At 51.1% G+C, this 23,749-nt stretch carries 19 protein-coding genes and 5 pseudogenes; 9 read left to right on the top strand and 15 right to left on the bottom strand.

Annotation, left to right across the window (positions count from 1 at the left end; all coding sequences use genetic code 11):
- Positions 1-29: 29 nt before the first annotated feature.
- From JCM15908_RS10525 to JCM15908_RS10515, 3 genes are all read right to left on the bottom strand, one after another.
- Complete coding sequence (locus tag JCM15908_RS10525; protein ID WP_148295575.1) at positions 30-1,091, bottom strand: hypothetical protein; 1,062 nt, start codon at positions 1,089-1,091, stop codon at positions 30-32.
- 171 nt (positions 1,092-1,262) lie between these two features.
- On the bottom strand, positions 1,263-1,898 hold the full coding sequence (locus JCM15908_RS10520) for a DUF4840 domain-containing protein (RefSeq protein WP_084607871.1): 636 nt from the start codon (positions 1,896-1,898) through the stop codon (positions 1,263-1,265).
- Between the two features lie 77 nt (positions 1,899-1,975).
- Positions 1,976-2,455: a hypothetical protein gene (locus JCM15908_RS10515; RefSeq protein WP_025003287.1), complete on the bottom strand. Its 480-nt coding sequence runs from the start codon at positions 2,453-2,455 to the stop codon at positions 1,976-1,978.
- Positions 2,456-3,401: 946 nt separating this feature from the next.
- Between JCM15908_RS10515 and JCM15908_RS10510 the strand changes: the two genes are divergently transcribed.
- The 3 genes from JCM15908_RS10510 to JCM15908_RS10500 all read left to right on the top strand — a co-directional run bounded on the left by JCM15908_RS10510 (position 3,402) and on the right by JCM15908_RS10500 (position 4,736).
- A complete protein-coding gene (locus JCM15908_RS10510) occupies positions 3,402-3,935 on the top strand; it encodes an RNA polymerase sigma factor (protein WP_025003286.1) in 534 nt (177 codons plus the stop codon).
- Positions 3,928-4,242 (top strand): hypothetical protein, encoded by a 315-nt coding sequence (locus tag JCM15908_RS14200; protein WP_148295574.1) that lies wholly within the window; start codon positions 3,928-3,930, stop codon positions 4,240-4,242. Before JCM15908_RS10510 ends, JCM15908_RS14200 begins: the two co-directional genes overlap by 8 nt.
- A gap of 62 nt (positions 4,243-4,304) precedes the next feature.
- Complete coding sequence (locus tag JCM15908_RS10500) at positions 4,305-4,736, top strand: DUF6249 domain-containing protein (protein WP_025003284.1); 432 nt, start codon at positions 4,305-4,307, stop codon at positions 4,734-4,736.
- Positions 4,737-4,883: 147 nt separating this feature from the next.
- Here the strand turns inward: JCM15908_RS10500 and JCM15908_RS10495 are convergent, their stop codons facing one another.
- From JCM15908_RS10495 to JCM15908_RS10475, 4 genes are all read right to left on the bottom strand, one after another.
- A complete protein-coding gene (locus tag JCM15908_RS10495; RefSeq protein ID WP_025003283.1) occupies positions 4,884-5,741 on the bottom strand; it encodes an enoyl-ACP reductase FabI in 858 nt (285 codons plus the stop codon).
- Positions 5,742-6,005: 264 nt separating this feature from the next.
- On the bottom strand, positions 6,006-6,569 hold the full coding sequence (locus JCM15908_RS13775; RefSeq protein ID WP_084607869.1) for a SagB/ThcOx family dehydrogenase: 564 nt from the start codon (positions 6,567-6,569) through the stop codon (positions 6,006-6,008).
- A 54-nt stretch (positions 6,570-6,623) separates the two neighbouring features.
- Positions 6,624-7,583: an aldo/keto reductase gene (locus tag JCM15908_RS10485; RefSeq protein ID WP_025003282.1), complete on the bottom strand. Its 960-nt coding sequence runs from the start codon at positions 7,581-7,583 to the stop codon at positions 6,624-6,626.
- Positions 7,584-8,056: 473 nt separating this feature from the next.
- A complete protein-coding gene (locus JCM15908_RS10475) occupies positions 8,057-8,953 on the bottom strand; it encodes a helix-turn-helix domain-containing protein (protein WP_025003281.1) in 897 nt (298 codons plus the stop codon).
- Between the two features lie 231 nt (positions 8,954-9,184).
- Between JCM15908_RS10475 and JCM15908_RS10470 the strand changes: the two genes are divergently transcribed.
- The 5 genes and pseudogenes from JCM15908_RS10470 (at position 9,185) to JCM15908_RS13765 (ending at position 15,486) form a co-directional block, all read left to right on the top strand.
- Positions 9,185-10,474: a TolC family protein gene (locus JCM15908_RS10470; RefSeq protein ID WP_025003280.1), complete on the top strand. Its 1,290-nt coding sequence runs from the start codon at positions 9,185-9,187 to the stop codon at positions 10,472-10,474.
- A gap of 160 nt (positions 10,475-10,634) precedes the next feature.
- Positions 10,635-11,684 carry an HlyD family secretion protein gene (locus JCM15908_RS10465; RefSeq protein WP_025003279.1) on the top strand — a complete coding sequence of 350 codons (1,050 nt, stop codon included), beginning with the start codon at positions 10,635-10,637 and terminating at the stop codon, positions 11,682-11,684.
- Between the two features lie 15 nt (positions 11,685-11,699).
- A pseudogene (locus JCM15908_RS14920) lies at positions 11,700-13,145 on the top strand (ATP-binding cassette domain-containing protein); the annotation flags it as partial.
- A 66-nt stretch (positions 13,146-13,211) separates the two neighbouring features.
- On the top strand, positions 13,212-14,348 hold the full coding sequence (locus JCM15908_RS15285; RefSeq protein ID WP_262498850.1) for an ABC transporter permease: 1,137 nt from the start codon (positions 13,212-13,214) through the stop codon (positions 14,346-14,348).
- Between the two features lie 53 nt (positions 14,349-14,401).
- Positions 14,402-15,486 (top strand): annotated as a pseudogene (locus JCM15908_RS13765) (ABC transporter permease).
- Positions 15,487-16,118: 632 nt separating this feature from the next.
- On the opposite strand, the gene JCM15908_RS10445 reads toward JCM15908_RS13765, so the two are convergent.
- The 8 genes and pseudogenes from JCM15908_RS10445 to dnaK all read right to left on the bottom strand — a co-directional run bounded on the left by JCM15908_RS10445 (position 16,119) and on the right by dnaK (position 21,919).
- On the bottom strand, positions 16,119-17,375 hold the full coding sequence (locus tag JCM15908_RS10445) for a putative phage abortive infection protein (RefSeq protein WP_025003277.1): 1,257 nt from the start codon (positions 17,373-17,375) through the stop codon (positions 16,119-16,121).
- A 42-nt stretch (positions 17,376-17,417) separates the two neighbouring features.
- Positions 17,418-17,602 (bottom strand): annotated as a pseudogene (locus JCM15908_RS14460) (type I restriction enzyme endonuclease domain-containing protein); the annotation flags it as partial.
- A 37-nt stretch (positions 17,603-17,639) separates the two neighbouring features.
- A pseudogene (locus tag JCM15908_RS15280) lies at positions 17,640-17,795 on the bottom strand (cell filamentation protein Fic); the annotation flags it as partial.
- The gene (locus JCM15908_RS15275) at positions 17,792-17,962 is read right to left on the bottom strand and encodes a transcriptional regulator (RefSeq protein WP_084607866.1); all 171 of its coding nucleotides are present in this window, start codon (positions 17,960-17,962) and stop codon (positions 17,792-17,794) included. The gene JCM15908_RS15275 and the pseudogene JCM15908_RS15280, both read right to left, overlap by 4 nt.
- A 121-nt stretch (positions 17,963-18,083) precedes the next feature.
- On the bottom strand, positions 18,084-18,599 hold the full coding sequence (locus JCM15908_RS10435) for a DUF6155 family protein (protein ID WP_025003276.1): 516 nt from the start codon (positions 18,597-18,599) through the stop codon (positions 18,084-18,086).
- A gap of 255 nt (positions 18,600-18,854) precedes the next feature.
- A complete protein-coding gene (locus tag JCM15908_RS10430; RefSeq protein ID WP_025003275.1) occupies positions 18,855-19,313 on the bottom strand; it encodes a DUF6078 family protein in 459 nt (152 codons plus the stop codon).
- Positions 19,314-19,343: 30 nt separating this feature from the next.
- Positions 19,344-19,958 carry a DUF7255 family protein gene (locus JCM15908_RS10425; protein WP_025003274.1) on the bottom strand — a complete coding sequence of 205 codons (615 nt, stop codon included), beginning with the start codon at positions 19,956-19,958 and terminating at the stop codon, positions 19,344-19,346.
- Between the two features lie 60 nt (positions 19,959-20,018).
- A pseudogene (dnaK, locus tag JCM15908_RS13760) lies at positions 20,019-21,919 on the bottom strand (molecular chaperone DnaK).
- Positions 21,920-22,221: 302 nt separating this feature from the next.
- Between dnaK and JCM15908_RS10415 the strand changes: the two are divergent.
- Positions 22,222-23,319: an SGNH/GDSL hydrolase family protein gene (locus tag JCM15908_RS10415; RefSeq protein ID WP_025003273.1), complete on the top strand. Its 1,098-nt coding sequence runs from the start codon at positions 22,222-22,224 to the stop codon at positions 23,317-23,319.
- The last annotated feature ends 430 nt before the right edge of the window (positions 23,320-23,749 follow it).

The following is a 23,749-nucleotide window of genomic DNA, read 5'->3' as shown; positions in this document are numbered from 1 at the left end:
TTTCAAGTTAAATGCGATTATAATAAGTTTTACGATTTCTTTATTTTCTCATGGTAAGTTTTTCCATTGACATTGATGTATAGTATATATACGTCAGGACGCAAATTTCCAATATCGAAATGAGCTTGATATCCTAATCCCCTATCCAGTGTAAATCTCTGGCTATAATAGATTATTCCCATATAATCAGATATTAGCATAGTAATATTGGCTTTTGCGTCAAGACTATAATTCACCTCAACACGATGCCCATTAACGTTTACATTATAGTGGAAGATGTCCTGACTGCTTTCTTCTTTGTTTGTATTAGTCTCTTCCTCGTTATCTTCATCCACATTGTACATTTGATATTCTGGAAGATTGCAATATGCATACTGGGTAGTGCCCAATGGGGATAGGTTTAAATAACTGGTACTCGTAGTTGTCTCAAAAACAGGCTTTCCATATCCCTTCACATACCATTCGTATTTTTCTTCTATTACCTGCTTTAGTTGCGAAGAATCAATCTTGGAGGGGTTAATATCCATGGCTATGGAATACGATTTGAGTTTATAGATGCGGATGGAATTTTTCAAGGTGTCGGTCTCGGAAAGAATAATGTCTCCCATACCGTCGACAACGACTTTGTAGAAACCACTTTCCTTGAAACAATGATCCCCACAATAGGTTCCATATCCTCCAAAATCTTTAGATATTGAATCACCCAACTCCATCGGATATTTTATACAGCAAAGTGGCTTATAGTAGGACATTTCTTTTAAGGGTGTCTCGTATCCCATTTCCAAAAGACTATCTCCTCTTACAATATAATGTATAACCCGCCTGTCGTCAGCAACAACTATTTGCCCTAAACTATCTGTCTGTTGGATAACTTTATGTGAAGATCTTGATATATCCAAATCTGTAAAGTCCCATAGGCAATTAGAACCTCCGGCACCCGGGACAAAGGTCTTCATCGTATTTCTGTAAAAAATTCCAGCTTTGAGGTTTATTGTTTCTTGAGGTAATAAACTCTGAGAAAGAGTATTGCCTGATGGAATCCACACAAACAGACTCAAAAGCATATAGGGTAGCGTCTTTAAATAATACATTTTGTTTGAGATTAATGAATTTGCCACAAAATTAAACAAAAAAAACAAGAATTCAAAAAAAGAATATAAAAATATAAATGTTGCAACCATTCTGACACAAAGCTGCGGCAGCGGAGGACGCGCGTTCCTTCACTGCCGCAGCTGGCGTTACTCTATGGTTGGCCGACAATGCTATCGGGCAGTGCCCGGCAGCACGATTTTGTCGTCGGAATAGAACATCAGCGCGTTCGCTGTCTTGAAAGTCTGATATTGCTTCTCGTCGATTCTGATTGCCAATGCTATGACCTGCATGGAGAACTGCTGGCTTTGCTTGTCGATTGCTCCGGCGGAATAGGCACTGTTGTGGAGGTAGAGAAGCTCCACCTTATGGTCTTTTCCGTTGTAGTTCAGCTTCTCGTAGGTCTGCGGTTTCGGGTTTATGGCTATCACGAGCGGGTCTACCGAGACGAAAGAGTATCTGCACCTGATGTCCTGCTCGCCCTGCCCGACCATCGTTTTGCGTATGTCTACGTCGGTAATGTTGGCTGCCAGAATGTTGCCCGGAACTTTGTGGATGACGAGCGAGCTGTCGTTCTGGAACTCCCACGATACTTTCACGGTGTCGTTGATTTGCTTTCCGTTGCGGTACTCGCCCGTGCCGTGTACGAGGATGCCCGTGTGCGTGCCTTTCAGCAGACTGAACCCGTAGGCTATCTGGCTGTCGGTGAGCGGTGTTTCGGTGTTGGCCGGCGTGTCGTCGTTGCAGGAGGTCATTCCCAAGACTGCGATACAGCTCAGGAGAAATGTCAGGATTCTAAGTTTTTTCATGTCTGTACGTATTTATGTTAGTTGTTGTTCGTCGGTGTTGCCCGTCTCCGGAAATGGCTGCGGAGGCGGAAGTCCTGCTATCGGTGCAGCTGGCTCTTGTCGATGACGACGTAGACCGTATCGACCACCTTACCCTTCCGACCATCCATGCCCGACCGCTTCAGCGAATTGGCAAAGTCCTTGTCGAGCACGGTAACGTCGTCTACGAAATAGTCGGTCTCTCCGCGGTTCATCCACAGGTTCTTGAGGCCCCATGTCTCGTGGTAGCGTATCTTCAGTTTCCAGCCCTCTACCTGCGCCTGCTTCATGAGCCGGATAAGCGAGTCTTGGTCGGAGCGGTCGTTGTCGAACGAGAATGAGAACGGTTCGCCGCTCGTGTTCATGCCTGTCTGCGTCATGTTCAGGCGGCCTTCCCACGAGTCCCACCATACGCCTTTCCGGGTAAACTCTATCAGGTTGCCCACTTTCTCGCCATTGGAGTAGTTTTCCTTGCAGCCCGTCAGGCCGAGTGCCATGCCCGGGAGCAGGAGGAAGGGGAGGATGTTCTTTACTTTCATTGTCATTGTCGGGTTATATAGATTGACGTGTATCGTCCGAAAGGTTTCCCTTTTCGGCTTGTCGTTGCAAAAATAATGTTTTTCGGGTAAAACGAGTAAGACAAGGGCAGAATTTTACAAACTTTATTCCTTGGCGTCATCCCGTAAGCCCCGGAGACAGTCCGCAGGCAGAAAAATAGTTTACAGGCCGTGCCTCGCCCTGCCATGACGCCCTGCTTTCAGTATGGAAGGTAACTCGTTGGAAGACAACGCATTGTAAACAGACATTTCTTTGGGCCGGTTTCGCCAGACGAACAAGCCCCTTTCGCATTGTGAAAGTGGCACTTTCGCCATGCCGAAGTGCCGCTTTCGTTTTACGCATCTAATACAACTTATTATCAGATGTTTACATTTTCCTTTGCGCATCTGTGCCCATAGAGGCGGTTCCGGGAGATGCGGTAGCATGGAGGAAGCATGTCTCCGACGGGGATTTGCCACTGATGCCAATTGATATGTAGGGACAGACCGCGTGTCTGTCTGCTCCTCGTGCTTCGGACAGTCACAGGGCCTGTCCCTGCAGGCTGCTTGCGCTTCGCGTTCCGTTTTCTTTTCTCTTCCTATACCCCGGCAGCTGCATCGCCATTCCGCTGTTTCAACGAGTCGAAAGTGCCGTTTTCGTCATGCCGATAAGGCAGAGATGCGAGACAGGGCAGGGCACAGCCAGCAAGGGTTACAATGTATCTGCCTTTGCCGCAACCCATCCCCGTTATACCGGGAACGGTATCCGACATTATTATTTACGTGTAAACAAGATAACGGCAACCCCTATCCTCATCTTGCCGGCCACATATAAACCCTTATATACCATATCCGAAACGGACGCTTTTCAGCTTCTCCGTGAAAAAAAGTCGCCCCGGCGTGTAATAAAATGCGCCTTATTCGGTCTTATCTACAGAAACAATCCAAAATGGAAGACAAGGAACTCGTAGAACGGATACTGCGACGGGGCGACACCAAGTGTTTCAGTGAACTGGTCGGACGCTACTCGGGGATGATTTTCTCCAAGGTCTTCGGCGTAGTCAAGCGCAGGGAGCTGGCACGGGAGATTACCCAGCAGGCGTTTGTCCGTGCCTACGAACGACTCGGCGACTGGCGCGGAACGACGATGGGGGCATGGCTCAACGCCATTGCGATGCACCTCGCCCTCAACGCCCTCGACAAGGAGCGGAGACAACGGGCAGAGCCGATAGAGACCGCCCGTGGGGCTGCTTCGGAAAACGAATACTCCGACGGGCGCGAACGTCTCCTGCAAGCCATGGAGACCGCCGTCCGCGCCCTGCCGGAACAAGACCAGAGCATCGTCCGCCAACACTACTACGAAGGACGGAAGACGGACGAGATAGCGCAGAGTCTGGGAATGACAACAAGCAACGTACTGGTGCGGCTGCACCGCATCAGGGAACGGTTAAGAAAGGAGCTACAAGATGAAAGAGATGAATGAACAAGAACTTGACGCGCTCATTGGGGAGGCATTGCAGCGCGAGAAGATGATAGAGGAAATCAACCATAGCGTCATGCGGACGGTCAAGACCCGGAAGCGCGAATCCGTCGTCAGGCGTTGGCTGCGGATAGCCGCCCTCTCATTCGGGCTGCCCATAGCCGTGGCGATAGTGCTCTATACCTACTACCGCATACACATCATACAGGGCACGGGCAGCCTGTCTGCGGTCATGATGCTTCTGGCAGGAATCTTCGTCTTGGGCGTAGCGGGAAAAACCTTCCGCCTCTTTGCCGACGGGCAGCTGTAAGGCGGAGGGACGGATGATAGAACTACAAAAACATCAGGCAATCAATTAAAACATAAAAGAATATGCACAACAATTTTTATTTAGTACAGATGGCAGCTGTCATCTTCACCTTGAGTATTCCTATCGTTGCCATCATCGCGTGGACAGTCCGCGAAATCATCAAGCGGAAGAAGGAGACAGAGCTGAAGAAATCCATCGTCGAGAATCATCTTGATGCCGAAACGGCCCAAATTCTCGTGGCAACGCCGATGACCAAAGAGGAGAATAACAACAAGCGGTACAACACGCTGACGGCAGGCTGTATGCTCTTGGGGTTGGGCCTCGGCTACATCATGACTCCCCTGTTTGTCACCGGCAGAAATCCCAAGGGCGATCTGGGCTTCTGGATTATCCTTGCAGTGGGCATGGGGATCGGCATGTTCGCCTCGTTCTTCATCCAACGTTGGCTGGAGGCAAAGGATAAGGACATGCGCGATGCGGAGGACGCAGAATAGCAGCAACGCGTTCCGCCCCGGCCAATGGCTCCGTCTTTCGCAGGTCGGCAAACCACAATTTGTTTAGATTACTATAATTGTCAGCAGGGCGACACTCTGGAAGAGTGCCGCCCTGCCGCGTATTTGTCTTTCCTTGAGATGCCGTACCTATCCGTAGATGATGTTTCCGTTCTCGTCCTTGTACTCGTCAAGCCCCCTCTCGTAGGTGGCCATCGCGCGGAGGCTCATCCCGACGTTCGAGAAGCCGCCGTCGTGGAAGAGATTCTGCATGGTTACCTTGCGGGTCAGGTCTGAGAACATGACGACGCAGTAGTCCGCACACTCCTCTGCGTTGGCATTGCCGAGGGGCGACATGCGGTTGGCAAAGTCGTAGAGCTTGTCCATTCCCTTCACTCCTGAGCCTGCCGTGGTCATGGTCGGCGACTGGGAGATGGTGTTGATGCGTACGTGCTTCTCGCGCCCGTAGATGTATCCGAAGCTGCGCGCAATGCTTTCGAGCAGTGCCTTTGCATCGGCCATGTCGTTGTAGCCGTAGAAGGTGCGCTGTGCGGCAACGTAGGAGAGGGCCACGATAGAGCCATACTCGCTGATGGCATCGAGCTTCTTCGCACTCTGAATCATCTTATGGAACGAGACGGCCGATATATCGAGAGTCGTATCGAGCATCTTGTAGTCGAGGTCGTCGTACGTGCGACGCTTGCGGACGTTCGGCGACATGCCGATGGCGTGGAGAACAAAGTCTATCTTGCCGCCCAGTATCTCCATCGAACGGCGGAAAACGTTCTCCAAGTCTTCTACATTGGTAGCGTCGGCAGGAATAACCTCGCAATTCAGTTTCTCGGAAAGGTCGTTGACCGTACCCATTCTGACGGCAACGGGAGTGTTGGAAAGCGTGATTCGTGCTCCTTCTTCAACAGCCCGCTCTGCTACTTTCCAAGCAATGGACTTCTCGTTAAGGGCACCAAAGACGATGCCTCTTTTACCTGACAATAAGTTGTTACTCATATTATTCTGTTATAAAACTCGTGTAAAATTACAAAAAATACCCGAAACAGCATCCTCCGCGGTACAGAAATATCCGCGAAAGGACGCAATCGGGTATAAAAGGGACCCCGTGCAGGTCCTTTCCGTACCCATTCTTCCCTGTCGGGCACCGTCCCGAAGCTCATTCCCACCTCTCCCCGGCAGGGAGAGACGGGCCGTGGGGCTAATGTCCTACGGGATGGTTGATGAGCAGAATCTGCCTGTCGGTCAGGCCGAGGGCTGCCTTCAGCGGTTCCTGCTCCATCGTTGCACGCGCACGGTGTGCAGTCCGAGTGCAGTGCAGGCAAGATAGATGTTCTGCGAGATATATCCGGCATCGACAGCTCCCATCAGTTGCGTATGCTCACCGGCATTTTCGCCGAACTTCTCTTGGTCGGAGACGAGCAGGAGGAACATCGGTGCAGTGGCTACTGCCGTCTGTCTGCCTGCCAAGGCCGTGCGGAGGTCCTGACTGCTGACCTTCTCCAGCGTATTGCCGGATGGGTTGTAGAGATAGGCACCGTCCTGCCGGCACACGTAGACGCGTATATCCTGCGCGTTGATGGCCGAGGGGGCGGTCAGTTTCTTGCTGTCTGGCCGATTCACGCCCGTTGCCGCCCAGAGCAGCGTAGCCAAATGGACGTCGCTGACAGGCTCCTGCGCATACTCGCGGTTGGACTTCCGGCCGGCGAGGGCCTCCATCAGCGTCATTTTCAGACTTTTGTCGGGGGCAGGCAGAGTTGTTGTCGTCTGGGCATTGAGCTGCAGAGCCATCACTGCCATCACTGCCAAAGTGCTTAGTTTCTTCATTTCCGATAGTTGGGGTTATTGTATTCTGTATATGACAGGAGACTTTCCCGTCGTTTAGGGAAGCCGGTTGCCTGCTGCGGTATAAATCTCGTACCACTCCTGTCTGGTCAGCACGATGTCCGCACCCACCGCTGCCTCGTGCAGACGGGACGGGCGCGTGGTTCCGATTACGGCCTGCATGCGGTGCGGCAGGCGCAGAATCCACGCCATTGCCACTGCCGTCGGACTCACCTTGTGGCCGTACTCCCCGCTCTTCCTGCCTGCCATGGCGATGAGGGTGTCGTTCAGCCGGGGATATTTCTCCGAGTTGAGGAAGACGCCTTGGAAGTATCCGTGCTGCAATACCGACCATGCCTGTATGGCAATGTCGTGCAGGCGGCAATATTCCCACACGCCGCCCTCGTGGACGATGCTTGCCCTATTCTCCATGTTGACGTTCAGCCCGGCATCAATCATCGGCGTGAAGGCACAGCTCAGCTGTAGCTGGTTGGCGGTCAACGGGAAGCCGACAGACTTTCTGAGCATCTCCATCTGCGTGGGATTCTGATTGCTGACCCCGAAGCAGCCCACCTTGCCTTGTCTGTGCAGCAGGGCGAAGGCTTCGGCTATCTCGTCCGGCTCCATCAGCACGTCGGGGCGGTGCAGGAGGAGAGAATCGATATGGTCGGTGTGGAGCCGTCGGAGAATGTCGTCGACGGAGGCGAGGATATGTTCTTTCGAGAAGTCGAAGTAGGTGAAGCGGCTTCCGTCGAAGGCCGTTCCCTTGATGTTGATGCCGCATTTCGACTGGACGAAGAACTGGTCGCGCAGTCCCGGACATGCGGCAAAGAGCTTTCCGATATTCTCCTCGCACCGCCCGTCGCCGTAGATATCGGCAAGGTCTATCATGTTGATGCCTTCCGCGAGGGCAGCATCCAGCAGAGCCTTGGTTTCGTCGGCAGTCTGGTCGGCTATGCGCATCAGTCCGAGTACGATAGTCGATACTTTCTGTTGGTTGAGTTGTATATGGTTCATTGTCGGCAACTATGATTATGTTGCCCAAAGGTACAAATATTCCTTGGACAGAAAGGCTTCCTGAAAGTTTTTTTAATAGTGTTTTGCAGTCTGTTTCCCTTGTTTCCGACCGTTCCGGCATGCTGCACAGGGAAACCAAAGTCTTGCCCTTTCTTGTGCAGTTTGTTTGGATGGAGACCGCTGTTTGTCTGAAAGCGATGCCTCCCGTTGCGAAGTCAGACGGTGGAAAAGAAGCTACAGGGAAACGGAAAAGTTTTTACAGGGAAAAGAATCGGACGTGAAAGCTATGCAAAATATAAGCCTTTGATATTCAGAAAGATAAAAGCGAAGCGCCGAGAGTGGCCGGACGGCGTGGCGAAAGTGCCGTTCTCATTCTGCTATACTGTCCCTTTCGCAAGGCGGAAACGGCACTTTCGTCGTGCGAATCGGGCAGTGTGGAACAGGCGGACGAATTTATTTTACATTTCTCCCCTTTACTGCCGCCTGTACTCCAAGGGGGTGCAGCCCGTCAGCCGCTTGAAGAACTTGCAGAAGAAGCTGACGTTCGGGAAATTCAGCTCGTCGGCTATCTGCACAGTCGAGAGCGTGTCGTGCTTCAGCAGCACTTTGGCAGAGGCGACGATGGCACGGTCTATCCACTCCTTTGCCGTAACTCCGCTTACCTGCCGCACCACCGTGCCGAGGTAACGCTCGGTCAGGCAGAGGCTGTCGGCATAGAACTTCATCTGGTGTTCCTGCTTGCAGTGGTTGTTGACAAGGTAGATGAAGCGGTCGAAGATGCGCCGTCCATTGCTCGGAGACTGCTGCCGGGCGTCCGATTCGGCAGCGAAGAGGCGGTCGAAAAGGTGGAGATAGGCAGCCGTCAGATGGAGGACGACCTGCCGCCGGTCGTCCTGCGAGTTGAGGTTCTTCCTGACGAGTTGCAGCAGCTGGGCTATCTGGTTAAGGTCGTCGGCCTCTACCATCACCCTGCCGTCCATTCTGCTGCCGTTGAAAATAGACGGCAGCGAGCCTCTCAGGGCGAGATGGAGCATCTCGGGCGATATGGCCATGCCGCAGAGGTGGAAGTCGGGCGACACCTCTATGGGCTGAATGATGGTGCCGGGGGTGAGAAAGCCGATGCAGCCCTGCCTGACGGTATGCTCCAGAAGGTTGATACGTGCGCGGACGCTGCCCGAGCGGACAAAGCCGCAACGGAAGTCGGGCAGACGGAAGGGCTGTCCCGTCTGCACCAGCCGCACGGCAATGGCCTCCACATTGGTGAGGACGGAAATGTCCTTGCTTAGGAAGATGTTGTCGGAAAGCCCGTCGGAGGTGCCCAACAATTCGCTCATCCGTTCTATTGTGAGCGATTCAAGGCGTTTGTTCATGTCGTCTTATTCTTCAAACCGATGCAAATATAGTAATTTAACCCATAAAATCGCCATTCAGAAGAGATAATCTTACAAAAAGAACATAATTGCCTTGGAAAGGATAACGCCTTTATGACCTCTTCTGTCTATCTTTGCAGCATAGCGATGTCCCGTCTGCCGGAAACGACGAGAGTCTGCCCGTATGCAGACCCACGCTTATATAGAATGTAATAAATACAAAACAGCAATATGACAATAAAGCATCTAAGGAGCAAGCTCTTGTGGCTGACAGCCGGACTGCCCATGATGGCAGCGGCACAGACGCTGACGCTCGACGCATGTCAGCAACAGGCGGCAGACCATTATCCGCTTACCAGACGGTATGGTCTCATTGCCCGTACTACTGCCGTCGCCCTCGCGGACATTGGTACGGCATGGCTGCCACAGGTGAACGCCTACGCACAGGCAACGGTACAGGACAAGGTGGTGGAGCTGCCCGATGCCCTGACGGCCACGATGAGGCAGGGCGGACTGACCATGGAGGGGCTGAATCGCGGTCAGTACAAGGTAGGCGTAGACGTGAGTCAGACCCTCTACGACGGAGGGAGCATCGCACGTAGCAGGGAGATAGCCCGGAGGCAGGGCGACGTGGCAACGGCACAGAACGAGGTCAGCCTCTATGCCGTTCGGAAACGGGTGAACGAACTCTATTTCGGGGTGTTGCTGACAGACGAACTCTTGCGGCTGAACACCGACCGGTGCGAACTTCTCCGTGCCAACGAGCGGCAGGTGGAGTCCATGCTCAAGGGAGGCGTAGCCATGGAGTGCGACTATCATGCGCTGAAGGCCGAACGGCTGACGGCCGAACAGGCGGCAACGGAACTGAAATCGCAACGCCAACAGCTCCTGCGGCAGCTTGCCATCCTCACGGGAACGGCGGTAGAGGCGGTCGTCCGTCCGCCAATGATAGAGCCGGAGACCACGGGCTGCAACCGCCCCGAGCTGCGGCTGGCAGATGCACGGCTGCTTCTGACAGATGCAGAGGAAAAGGCGTTGCAGTCGGGGCTGCTTCCACGGGTGAACATCTTTGCCAGCGGCTACTATGGCTATCCCGGTTACAACATGTATGGCGACATGCTGCGCCATCGGCCGAGCCTCAACGGGATGGTGGGCATCCGCATATCATGGAACATTTCGGGCCTATACACGCGCAAGACCGACAAGGCACGCTTGCAGCTGCAACGGGCCAGCGCAGAGAACGAGCGCGAGACGTTTCTCCTCAACAACCGCATCGAACAGCTGGCCGAGGAGGAAGAAACGGCGCGCTACAGGCAGCTGCTCGATGCCGACGATGCCATCATCGAACTGAGGGGGAAGGTCCGCCGCTCCTACGAGTCGAAACTGCGACATGGCATCATAGAGACGACCTCGCTCTTGCAGGAAATCAACAAGGAGAACGGGGCGAGGACAGCCCGCTCTACCCACGAGGTGCAGCTTCTGAAATCACTCTACGACAGGAAGTACACGATGGGACAATGATAAGAAACGGAGACACCGGGGCTGCCGGATGAGGCTGTCCGACATTGCCATCTGTCCGTTTCAGACAGAAATAAAGAGATTATAAACCAACAAAACATCCCTCTCCGCCGTCAATTTCCTCCCGTTTCGAGGAGCAGCGGAGGGAGAGACCGCTGACAATATGAAAAGAATAACATTCAGCATCCTGTCCCTTGCCGTCCTTGGCATGGCAGGCTGTGCTTCAGACAACGCTGCCTACGATGCCACAGGCACCTTTGAGGCGACAGAAGTTACCGTTTCCGCCGAGTCGTCGGGAAAGATTGAATCGCTCAATGTCGCCGAGGGGCAGACCGTGAAAGCCGGAGAACGGCTCGGGAGCATCGATGCCACGCAGCTGCGGCTGAAGAAAGAGCAGCTGAACACGGCGAAACGGCAGTTGGAATATAACCGGCAGCAGTTGTCGGCAAGCAAACGGCAGATGATCGCCAACCGCGAGGCAACCGACAGCAAGGCCCTCGACCTCGGCACGCAGATGGCTTCTCTCAACCAGCAGATAGCCAACCTGCAGCGCGAGCGGCAGCGGTTTGCGGAGCTGCTTGCCGACGGTGCTGCCACGAGAAAGCAGGTAGACGACATCGACTATCAGATAGGTGTATTGCAAAGACAGCTCACCGCCGCGCAGGAGCAGCTCCGCAGCACCAATCAAAGTCTGGAGGCGCAGAGCCGGAGCATCGGGGCGCAGATGTCGGGCGTGGATGCCCAGATGGCAGGCGTGTCGGCTCAGGATGCCAACATCGGCGTGCAGCAGGCGCAACTGGACGACCAACTCTCGAACACCGTCATATCGTCGCCCATCACGGGTGTTGTTCTCGAAAAATATATGGAGCAGGGCGAGCTTGCAACAATGGGCAAGCCACTCTTCAAGGTAGCCGATACGGGCCGGATGGTACTGCGTGCCTACATCACGTCCGGGCAGCTTCGGAACGTCCGTGTCGGGCAGTCGGTAAAGGTATATGCCGACTATGGCAATGGCGAGCGGAAGGAATACAGGGGCCGGATAGCGTGGATAAGCAGCAAGAGCGAGTTTACGCCCAAGACCATCCTGACCGACGACGAGCGTGCCGACCTTGTCTACGCCGTCAAGATAGCCGTAGCAAATGACGGGTACCTGAAGATTGGGATGTACGGAGAGGTGAGCGGACTGGCCGGTACGGCACCGGCAGAAAAATAGAACGAGCTGTTCGGCATGATAAGACTATCGCACATATCCAAGCACTACGGCAAGGCGGAAGCCCTGCACGATGTTTCCCTGTCGGTCGGCGAGGGCGAGCTGTTCGGCCTTATCGGTCCTGACGGGGCAGGAAAGACCACCCTCTTCCGAATCATGGCTACCCTCCTGCTGCCGGACGGGGGCACGGCAACGCTGTCGGGACACGATACGCTCGGAGAGATGGAGCAGATACGGCAGTGCATCGGCTATATGCCGGGGCGGTTCTCGCTCTATCAGGACCTCACCGTAGAAGAGAACTTGGACTTCTTCGCGCGACTTTTCGGAACCTCCGTCAGCGAAGGCTACGACCTGATAGCCCCCATCTACTCGCAGATTGAGCCTTTCCGGGCACGCAGGGCAGGTGCGCTCTCGGGCGGAATGAAGCAGAAGCTCGCCCTCAGCTGTGCCCTCGTGCACCAACCGGAGATACTTCTGCTCGACGAACCTACCACGGGCGTAGACCCCGTGAGCCGCAAGGAGTTTTGGGAAATGCTGCAACGGCTTCGCCAACGTGGCATCACCATTGTGGTGGCTACGCCCTATCTTGACGAGATAAGGCAGTGCGACCGTGTCGCCTTCCTGCAGCAAGGCAGGGTGCAGGGCGTGGGAAGTCCCGAAGAGGTGCTCGGCAGCTTTGCCAGTGTGTTTTCTCCGCCTGCCATTGCGAAGAGCCCAACCACGGAGACGGGCGACGACATTATCGTGGTGGAGCATCTTGTCAAGGCGTTCGGAACGTTCCGGGCAGTAGACGACATCTCGTTCACCGTCAGGCGTGGCGAGATTTTCGGTTTCCTCGGGGCGAACGGAGCCGGCAAGACCACGGCCATGCACATTCTGACGGGACTCCATCAGCCCACAGGCGGGCGTGCCACGGTAGGCGGCTACGACGTTTCGACCGAATACGAGCAGATAAAACGGCACATCGGATACATGAGTCAGCGGTTCGCCCTCTATGAGGACTTGACCGTAAAGGAGAACATCCGGCTCTTTGCAGGTATCTACGGAATGAAAGACAGCGACATTGCCCGCAAGACGGACGAGCTGCTCGACCGCCTCAGCTTTTCCGGCCACAAGGACGACATTGTAGCCTCGCTGCCCTTGGGATGGAAGCAGAAGCTCGCCTTCTCGGTCAGCATCTTCCACGAACCCGGCGTCGTCTTCCTCGACGAACCTACGGGCGGTGTAGACCCGGCAACCCGGCGGCAGTTCTGGGAACTCATCTACGATGCCGCCCGACGCGGTATCACAGTCTTTGTAACCACCCACTATATGGACGAGGCGGAGTATTGCGACCGCATCAGCATCATGGTTGACGGCAGGATAAAGGCAATGGGCACGCCGCAGCAGCTCAAAGACGAGTTCGGCCAGCCCGACATGGATCATGTGTTTACCCATCTGGCAAGGCAGGCTACGCGTGAAAGCCATGCAGCCACGACCGTTGCCGATACCGAAAAGGCCGGCTCGGCCGGAGATAAGGGTACGACGGCCGTGCCTGCCGGTTCTCCTCACGCGGAGAAAGAAAGGCGGAGGGGATGGCGGACGGGGATTTTCGTCCGCAAGGAGAGCCGCCACATCTTCCGCGACAAGCGTACCATGCTCATACTCTTCGGCATGCCCGTAGTGCTGATGCTGCTCTTCGGCTTTGCCATTTCTACCGATATAAGGAATGTGCGTACCGTTGTCGTTACCTCGGCTATGGACGTTCAGACACAGCGGATGGCCGATGCCATAGGCGCAAGCGAATACTTCGACATACTCCGTACGGCACATACGCCTGCCGAGGCGGAAGAAATGATAAGACGGCAAGAGGCTGACATTGCGCTCGTCTTCCCACAGGATTTTGCCCGAAAGCTCGGAGGCATGCAGATTATCACCGACGGCACCGACCCGAACATGGGACAGCAGTATGCTAACTACGTTACGCAAATCGTACAGCAGCATCTGGCGGAGAACCTTGCCAAAGCAGGGGCGGGACAGATTCCTGCGACATCGGTTGCCGTGAAGCTGCTCTACAATCCGCAGATGAAGAGTGCCTACCAGTTCGTTCCGGGCATCATGGGGCTGCTGCTCATTCTCATCTGCGCCATGATGACCTCGGTCAGCATTGCCCGCGAGAAGGAACGGGGCACGATGGAGATGCTGCTCGTCAGTCCGGCACGCCCTTTCGTAGTCATCGTTGCCAAGGCTGTGCCCTACCTGCTGTTAGCTTTCGTCATTCTGTTGACCATTCTCCTGCTCTCGCGCTTCGTCCTCAACGTTCCCCTTGCAGGCAGCTGGCTTTTGACGATTGTCCTTTCGGCCGTCTATATCCTGCTGTCCCTTGCCCTCGGACTGTTTATCTCTACCGTCGCCCAGACCCAGCTCGTCGCCCTGCTGATGTCTGCCATGATGCTTCTTCTGCCCTGCCTGATGCTGAGCGGAATGATGTTTCCCATCGAGAGCATGCCCGTCGTCCTGCAATACGTTTCGGCTGCCATGCCTCCGCGGTACTATATCGCCGCCATGCGTAAGCTGATGATAATGGGGACGGGCATTGGCGAAGTGCTACAGGAGCTGCTTGTGCTGTCGGGCATGGCAATCTTGTTCCTCGGACTTACGATGGCAAGGTTCAGGAAAAGGCTGTAGCGAAACGGCACCCCTTCAGTTTTTCGGTATAAACACTATCAAATCAATAGGATATGTCCCTGAAATACCTTCTCTACAAAGAGTTTCTTCAGATATGGCGCAATCGTTTTCTGCCTAAGATGATAGTCGCCTACCCGGTCATCATCATGTGCATCATACCGTGGGTAATGAACATGGAGATAAAGAACGTCCGTGTAGACGTGGTAGACAACGACCGTTCGCCCTTGTCGCAGCAGCTGACGCAGAGGATAGAGGCGAGCCGCTACTTTGTCTTCAACGGGCTGAAGGACAACTATTCCGAGGCCCTCAAAGACGTGGAACAGACAAAAGCAGACATCGTGGTTGTCATTCCGCCACGGTTCGGACACGACCGCAGCAAGGGCGGCAATCCGCAGATACTCGTTGCTGCCAATGCTGTCAACGGGACGAAAGGGCTCATGGGCAGTGCCTATATGTCGAACATCATTGTCCGCCAGACCTCGCCCGAACTGGCGGAGCTTGCCGGCAAGGTATCCGTCCTGTACCTCTACAACAAGCATCTCGACTACAAGACCTTCATGATACCTTCCCTTTTCGCCATCCTGCTGATGGTGCTGTGCGGCTTCCTCCCCACCCTGAACATCGTAGGCGAGAAGGAGAGCGGAACGATAGAAGCCATCAACGTTACCCCCGTGAGCAAATGGACGTTCATTCTCGCCAAGCTCATTCCTTACTGGACGATTAGCCTCGTCGTCATAACCCTCTGCCTCCTTCTTTCATGGGCCGTCTACGGTATCACGTCCGTAGCAGTCTCGGCCTGATATACCTCCTCTCGCTCCTCCTCGCCTTCGTGTTCAGCGGTCTGGGACTCGTCATCTCCAACCACAACCACACCATGCAGCAGGCAGTCTTCGTAATATGGTTCATCGTGATGGTCATGATTCTGATGAGCGGACTTTACACCCCAGTCCGCTCCATGCCGTCGTGGGCATACGCCACTACGTACATCAATCCCATACACTACTTCATCGACGCCATCCGCACCGTATTCGTGCGTGGCGGAACCTTCGGAAGCATTGCCCGGGAGGTCTGCGCCCTCCTTGCCTTTGCCTTGGTCATGGATGGTTGGGCGGTCATCAGTTACCGAAAGAACAGCTGAGCCAAGGCACAGCCCCCACTTGTGCAGAAAAAAAACGGCCAGAAGCCTCTGCAAAACTCCACGTGCTCAAAAATATTATGATTGATTATCAATAAGTTATATATTTCAAAGTCTTCTACAAAAGGACTTTTGCAGAGGTCTCAGCCCGTAACTAATCTCTCAAAAGTTTAGGAGCTTTTTGGGTTATCTTCAAATCCTCCTCCGGAAATCCCCTGAACCTTTCTTTGAAACAACCTAAGCCCTTTACCGAAAAGCTCCCAAACAGCCTCTGAAAAGCTCGCGAGTATTTTGCAAAAAGTTCGCGAACTTTTTCCTGTCTGTTCACTTGCCTTCTGAAAACATCAGGACAACGCAATTTCAAGTCTCATGGAGAGCACCTTCATGCTACACCCCAGTTCGAAATTTCTTATCTCGAACTGGGGTATAGCATGGCTATCACATACAATGTGTAGCAGCTCCACTTAATCAATTGTTTTGAATAGATTATCAGGCGTTACTACTTCCTCCTCGAATATATATCATATATTGATTATCAATACCTTATACTTGTATGGTACAAAAATGTTTCCTCAATTTGAGTAGTATTGATTAAAACAATCTTGGATTTTGTCCCCATTCTTTAATCAGTTAAATTATGCTGTCCTATTAAGAAGCAATTTCTTCTGAAACTTATTTTTAATTCCACTATTAATATATGTTATATTATCTATAATTTTAATTGGAGAAGAATAAGTTTCTATTTCATCCAAGTTATTATATTTTTCAAAGTTAGAATATATGAAAATCTCTTTGATAAAACAATCTAAAAGTTGTTGAATTCTTTTGTTGTCATATTTGTCTAGTGCGCGATATTCCATGCATTTATTCGGTTCTTGCCTATTTATTTGTAATATTAAGTTTACATCACACTCTTGTAATATATTGATTTGAATTGTATATTTACTTTTTGTTTTGAGATAACTCTTTAGCCGTTCCTTACTATTTGACTTCCCGAGAAATTCCATACGAATTAATCGATTTATGTTATCATACACAATATTGATACCCATTCGTTCTATATTGTCCAAAGAACTCCACCAGTCTTTGAACTCTAATAGCTCAAAAGCTGGTAAGTGTTTCAAAATATGATATTTATTTATGTAGTTAATAAAATTACCTCCATAATAAGTCATAGCATTATATCGTATAAAAAACAATTCACTGTCAGTTAGCTGGGCTCGCATAATCTTTAAATAATTTTTCTTAGAAGTCTCTTGCAAATCAGATTTGTCTATTAAATCATAAATACGGTACAATGTTCTAAAATATGCCCCCATCTTTGTAGAGTTTTCAATATAAAACAGCATATAATAACTTACTGCAGCTTTCCGATTTGCTTCATAACTTTTTCTATTCCTATATTTTATTTGGATTTGCTCCCTTTCCATATCAAAAAAATCTTTATCATTGTATTTAATTTCCTCCTGTGTAAATTTCTCTTCTTCCCGTCTGAGAGTATTATAATCAACAAAATCTTTTTGTCCACAAAGTTCACTTACTTCAGATTGGTATAACCGTAATAACTCAAAGAATAGATCATTAAAACGTTGAATTTTCAATTGTTCTTCATTTTGGTTTGAAACTTTTTGTTGCTCCTTAAAAGTCCTAATTACAAGTAAAATGCTCACTAAAGTAAAGATTGATCCTAACACTCCACCAACAAAGTCTCCATATGTTCCAAATAGTTCATTATCTATGGTATATTTATTATCAAATATTTGAATAGGGTGATTCCATTTGAAAAAGATAAATGAAATGGAAATAAACACACTCCCTATAATTATATAAAACCATTTATTTAAAAGTAATCCATTAAAGTATGATTTTAACTTATTCCAAAGATGATCCATTGTCTAATTATTTATATGATTATAAAACTTTGATAAATTTCACTATGGTTCTGCAGCCATCTGTATTCCATCCTCATGGATTTCGTACATCTTGGCTGTGTGGGTTGAATAAATCTTTTGTTTACCGTCCATTGTTCGCACTGCTTGATAACGGTTTCTAATGCGTTGGCTGCTTCCTCTGGTGGGTAATGATATTTCTTCAGAAGATGTTTAATCATTTTGCTCATAATAATATGATTAGTCAATGCCCTTCATGAACATTTCTCAATCTTCAATCTTAATGGTGAGTGCTGGCAGCACTAAAGCCTTGATGCGTGTGCTATCTGAAACACTCTTACGCATTGCTGACAGATACCCGTTTTTGGCAATCTGACTCCAATCTACATACCGTTTGAGAGAACTCTTCAGCCATAAGATTAGGCTAAATGCAGATGCTGATGAAGCAGAAGCTCAAGACTTGGCTGGCGGCGATAGCAAACGTAGGAGTTCACTGGCGTAAAGCTCTCGCCAAGTCTCTCGGCAAGCCACGTTTGCCTTCCGCCTTTTCTGGTGAGAATCCCTTTTATTCTGTTATCTGGACTTTCCATTATATATGAATATTTGCAAATATACGATTTTTTCTTGTATGACGAACGAAAAGAAGGGGGCTTTTTCTCCTTTCTCTTCAATCGGCCGTTAGGTGTTTTCCGCTTGGACTTCAGCCAATGGCTACGAGCCTCTGTATTGATGGTATATATCCCATAAGGCATCCGAGAATCCCCATCCGCAGTCCGTTGCATTGAGCATTCGCTCTATTCGTTCATAGTATCTGGCAAGCAATCCTTGAAGGAAGATGAACTCCATTGCCTTGGCAAAATTCCTTTCCAAGGTAATGTAATATTGTTCCCACATATCGCCGAAGGTCATCGTATATTCGCATCCCTGTTCTATGTAATAGAGCATCAGGTCGGCCACGCACTCGGGTGTAGGCTTCAGTTTCCTGAAGTCAGAGATGGCCTTCCGGCAGGTGGCGAACGACGGCCTTTCCGAAAAGCCACGGGTGGGGAAGAACTCGTTTCGTATTATCTTCTTGTATTTCTCCACTTCAGCGTGGCTGTCGGGTGTGAGATAAAACTCCAGATAAGTCTTTGCCTCTCTGCTTGCATCGTAGAGGCTCATTACCAAGTTTATCACATTCTCCTTTGGCAGGGTCTCCAACTTCTTTCTTAGCTTTGCTTTCGACATAATTATATATGTATTTGTTCTTTCTTCAACTGTACGATGAATATTTCGTAGCCTTTATAGGCATGCCATCTCAAAGCCTCTTGCCGTGCTGTCATCGCATACTGATACGGATGATATTATACACGTTTGTATAATAGGTTGTACACGTTTGTATAAATGATTATACAAACGTGTATAAAAGACTCCTTATTCCGTACCGACTGAGGCAGTTGTTGGGGAAGAGGGGAAAGAGGTCTTAGGCAGCGAGGGAGAGGATTATTTGTATCGCTTTATCCGCATCAGCGAGGGATAACATTCTTCGTAGCGGTCGAACTCGATGGCCGTGCTGTCGTAACCCAATTCGGCAAACACTTGCCGGACGGCCTGCTGCTCCTCTTCGGTAATGGCGCGGAGCTGCTCCTTGACATGATAGAAAGTGGAAGAGCTGAAGCACGCCATTACTCCGTGCTTGGCAGCGCGCAAGTCTGCGGCACGCACGTTGTCGAATATGTGCGAGATGCCCCACGCATAACGCTCGTGTCGGTCGGGGATGAAGAGTGGGCAGGGCTGCCATCCCGTGGTTATTGCAGAATTGACAACCATATAGGTAGGGTTGTGGTTTTCGCCCAACATTCCGTAAACAGTATGGTGCAGGCATTGGTCTGCCTCTTTACAATTAGCTCCGGCGCAATGGGCGAAGTCGCTGTCAAGTTGGTTGTATTCTTCTTGAGTCATAAGGTTTAGCTGTTATGGTTTCTCTAATAATTACAACCATTTATTAATGGAGTTATGTACTAAATCTGATATTACCTTCTTGTCTTTTTTATTAAGAATATCCTTTACTAACATTCCTTCAAAGTTTTGATAAATCGAAATACGAATAACTGGAATACCTGTGATTATTCCCGTAAAATCTTTCAAATAATCGTAAAAGGCACGTTGTCTCCATCTTGAACTACCATTTCCATCAAGCTTACCATTAATATCACTTTTTATAAAAAGTTTTTCTGTTGAATCTGTTTTCCAATACTTTCCGAATTTTACGCAAGACGACTCATAGTTCTCACAATACTTGCGATAATCATTTATAGGAAAACCTTTGATTTGTTGGTAAATATCAGATTTTAATGTTAATAGTCTATACCTGTTAAAATGGTTTTCTTCATCCAATTCAATTATAAAATCTCGTGTAGAAATATCCCAACTACCATACCTTATTGGAAAATCATCTACGTTCGTTCCTCCCAGTTCTTTATACATCCTTTCTACTTCACTAAATAACTGAGGTTCTAAACGAAGTTGCTCTTTTGTTATTTTAGAATGTTCACATTCTCCATACTCGTCTAAGACTATTTCCTTCAATATATCTTGTTTTTTCATAACTAATCTATAAAAAAACAAGAGGAGAATACAAATACCTCCTCTTGCTACACTTGATTTTTATTTCACTTCCTCAAAGTCTGCATCCTGAATAGTGTCGTCCTGCTTTGGCTGCTCCTGCTGACCTGCATCCGCGCCCGGCTGAGGACCTGCTTGACCTGCACCCTGATACATCTGCTGCGATGCTGCCTGCATCACGGTGTTGAGGTTGTTGATGGCAGTATCGATTGCGGCTACGTCGGCTGCCTTGTGGGCGTCTTTGAGCTGCTGGAGGGCTGACTCGATGCCCGGCTTCTGGTCGGCCGGAATCTTGTCGCCGTTGTCCTTCAGGAAGTTCTCGGTAGTGAAAATCATAGAGTCGGCCTGATTGAGCTTGTCAATCTTCTCGCGCTCTGCCTTGTCGGCTGCCGCATTCTGCTCGGCCTCTGCCTTCATGCGGCTGATTTCCTCGTCGCTCAAGCCGTTTGAAGCCTCAATACGGATGCTCTGCTCCTTGCCCGTTGCCTTGTCCTTGGCAGATACGTTGAGGATACCGTTGGCATCGATGTCGAACGTTACCTCAATCTGTGGAACGCCGCGGCGAGCCGGAGCGATGCCCGTGAGGTTGAACTGACCGATAGACTTGTTCTGCGCTGCCATCGGACGCTCGCCCTGAAGCACGTGGATGGTTACTTCGGTCTGATTGTCGGCCGCTGTTGAGAACACCTCGCTCTTCTTGCAAGGAATGGTGGAGTTGGCATCGATGAGCTTCGTCATTACTCCGCCCATTGTCTCGATACCGAGTGTCAGCGGAGTAACGTCGAGCAATACGATGTCGCCTACGCCGCTTTCCTTATTAAGGATAGCACCCTGAATAGCTGCACCTACTGCCACTACTTCGTCGGGGTTCACGCCCTTTGAAGGCTCTTTGCCGAAGTAGTTCTTCACGAGTGTCTGAACTGCCGGAATACGGCTTGAACCACCCACGAGGATTACTTCGTCGATGTCGCTTGTGCTCAGTTTTGCATCACGGATAGCGTTTTGGCAAGGAACGAGACAAGCCTGAATGAGTCCGTGTGCCAACTGCTCGAACTGAGCACGGGTCAGTGTCTTCACCAAGTGCTTGGGCACACCGCCCTCGGCCGTGATGTACGGCAGGTTGATTTCGGTCGACGTTGTACTCGAAAGCTCAATCTTTGCCTTTTCGGCAGCCTCCTTCAGACGCTGCATGGCCATTGGGTCCTTGGTCAGGTCGATGCCCTCGGCAGCCTTGAAGTCGTTGGCAAGCCAGTCGATGATAACTTGGTCGAAGTCGTCTCCGCCGAGGTGAGTGTCGCCATTGGTAGACAGCACCTCGAACACGCCGCCGCCGAACTCGAGGATGGAAATGTCGAACGTGCCGCCACCGAGGTCGAACACGGCAATCTTCATATCCTTATTGGCCTTGTCCACACCGTAAGCCAGTGCGGCAGCCGTCGGCTCGTTCACGATGCGCTGAACGTTGAGGCCTGCAATCTGCCTGCCTCCTTGGTTGCCTGACGCTGCGAGTCGGAGAAGTAGGCCGGAACGGTGATGACAGCGTCGGTTACCTCCTGACCGAGATAGTCCTCGGCTGTCTTCTTCATCTTCTGAAGCACCATAGCCGAGATTTCCTGCGGAGTGTACTTGCGGTCGTCAATCTGCACGCGCGGATAGCCGCCCTCGTTTACCACCTTGAACGGCACGCGCTCAACCTCCTTGCTGCTCTGTGCGAAGTTCTCGCCCATGAAACGCTTGATGGAGTAGACGGTCTTCTCCGGGTTGGTGATGGCCTGACGCTTGGCAGGGTCGCCCACCTTGCGCTCTCCGCCCTCAACGAAGCCTACGATGGACGGGGTTGTGCGCTTGCCTTCGCTATTCGCAATGACAACAGGCTCGTTGCCTTCAAATACAGAAACACAAGAGTTTGTTGTTCCTAAGTCAATTCCAATAATCTTTCCCATAATTGTATATTCTTTTTTTTTATTATTATTTCCGTAATTCCGTGTGAATGTCTGCCCGGCCTGTTGCCACAAGCCCCGGACAGCATTGCTTGCCTACCATTAGGCAAATGGTGTGCCAAAGATTGTACGGTTTGTCTTGTTTGGCAGACACTCTGCCAGAATGGCACACCGGCAGAACGCGTACAATACAGCCACGAGACCCCGTAAGAGATGCCAAATGTTCAACTTCTTTCCACACATACGCGCCTTCTCGGAAAAAAGTCTTACATTTGCAGCATGAAATCCGAAACAGACAAGCAAGAATGAAAAAGATACTATTCATCCTTTTTCTGACAGCCTCGGCTGCCGCGTTCGGCAGCACGACGCTGCCCGTCGGAGGCCTCGTCGTCTCACCCGCCGATTCCAACATCCAGTACATCGGACGCCTCAGCTTCCGAAATCCCCAACGGCCCATGTTCAACTGGCCCGGGGTAGAGATTCGCTCGCGTTTCACGGGCACCTCGCTGAAAATGATAGCCAAGCCCAAAAGCGGATATTTCGTGTGCAGGATAGACCATGCCGAACCCTTCAAGGTGGCGTTCAACTCCGAGAGAGACTCTGTCGTCAGCCTTGCCACCGCACTCCGCGACACGGTTCACAGCGTCCGGATAGTCTATGCCATCGAGGGGATGAGTTCCAAGCGGCATGCCGAATTTCACGGGTTCGTACTTGACGACGGACACAGCCTCGTCGCTCCCGAGCCACTGCCCGACCGCCGGATAGAATTCATCGGCAACTCCATCACCTGCGGCTACGGCATCGAGAGCACCAGAGGAACGGACAAGTATGAGGACGAGACTGAGAACCACGACCTGACCTACGCTGCCCAGACGAGCCGCCGCCTCAACGCTGTCCACACGGCCGTCGCGCGGAGCGGTATCGGTGTCTACCGCAACTACAACGGTCCGAAGACGGGCAACAAGGATGTCATGGCGACAGAATACGGAAACACCGTCTTCGGCGATTCCACCGAGCACTGGGACTTCAGCCGTTGGACGCCACAGGTGGTCTGCATCAACCTCGGCACAAACGACTTCTCCACCCACAACTACGACGCGGATCTTTATAAGGCTGCCTACCGCAAGTTCCTTCAAACCGTCCGCAGCCACTATCCTTCGGCCAAGATAGTCATGCTCTGCGGCCCCATGCTGCACGAGAAGGAGGAAGCCCTGCAATGGACGGTTCTCGTTGCGCTGATGTCGGAGTTTGCCAAACAGGGCGACAACGACATACATCCTTTCAGCTTCTCCCGTCAGACGGGCGAACTCGGCTATGGTGCCAGTTATCATCCCAGCTACCGTCAGCACACGAGAATGGCAGACGAGCTGACCCCTTTCCTCCAAAAACTGATGGGATGGTAGCGCAAACGGACGGACAAGAAGACAGAGTGAGCAGGTAGAACAGGCGTCGAAGTTTGCCCGGTATAGATGATATGGAAATAGCTATGTAGGGACAGACCGCGTGTCTGTCCGAAACAGCAGGGCAGACAAGCCGGTTGAATCTTGACGGTTATCACCGCTTGTCTGCACCCAAACGACACCGGCATACCGTTTCTGCCGTTTCCACAAAACGAAAGTGCCGTTTTGGCAGTACGAAAACGGCACTTTGACTTTCCGAAAGCGGCACTTTCGTTTTATATACCTTATATCATTGATTATCAATAGTTTTCATCCATCGTTATTTTCTCCACAATATAAATACGGGATAACGATGGAATTAGCAAGGCTCTCCTTAGACTGACGACACATAAAGAACTGGATTCATGCCCTGAACCTCCCGCGCACGGCAAGC

This window comes from Prevotella dentasini JCM 15908, from assembly GCF_000614065.1.
Classification (GTDB): domain Bacteria; phylum Bacteroidota; class Bacteroidia; order Bacteroidales; family Bacteroidaceae; genus Prevotella; species Prevotella dentasini.
This window is presented reverse-complemented; position numbering and strand designations above follow the sequence as displayed.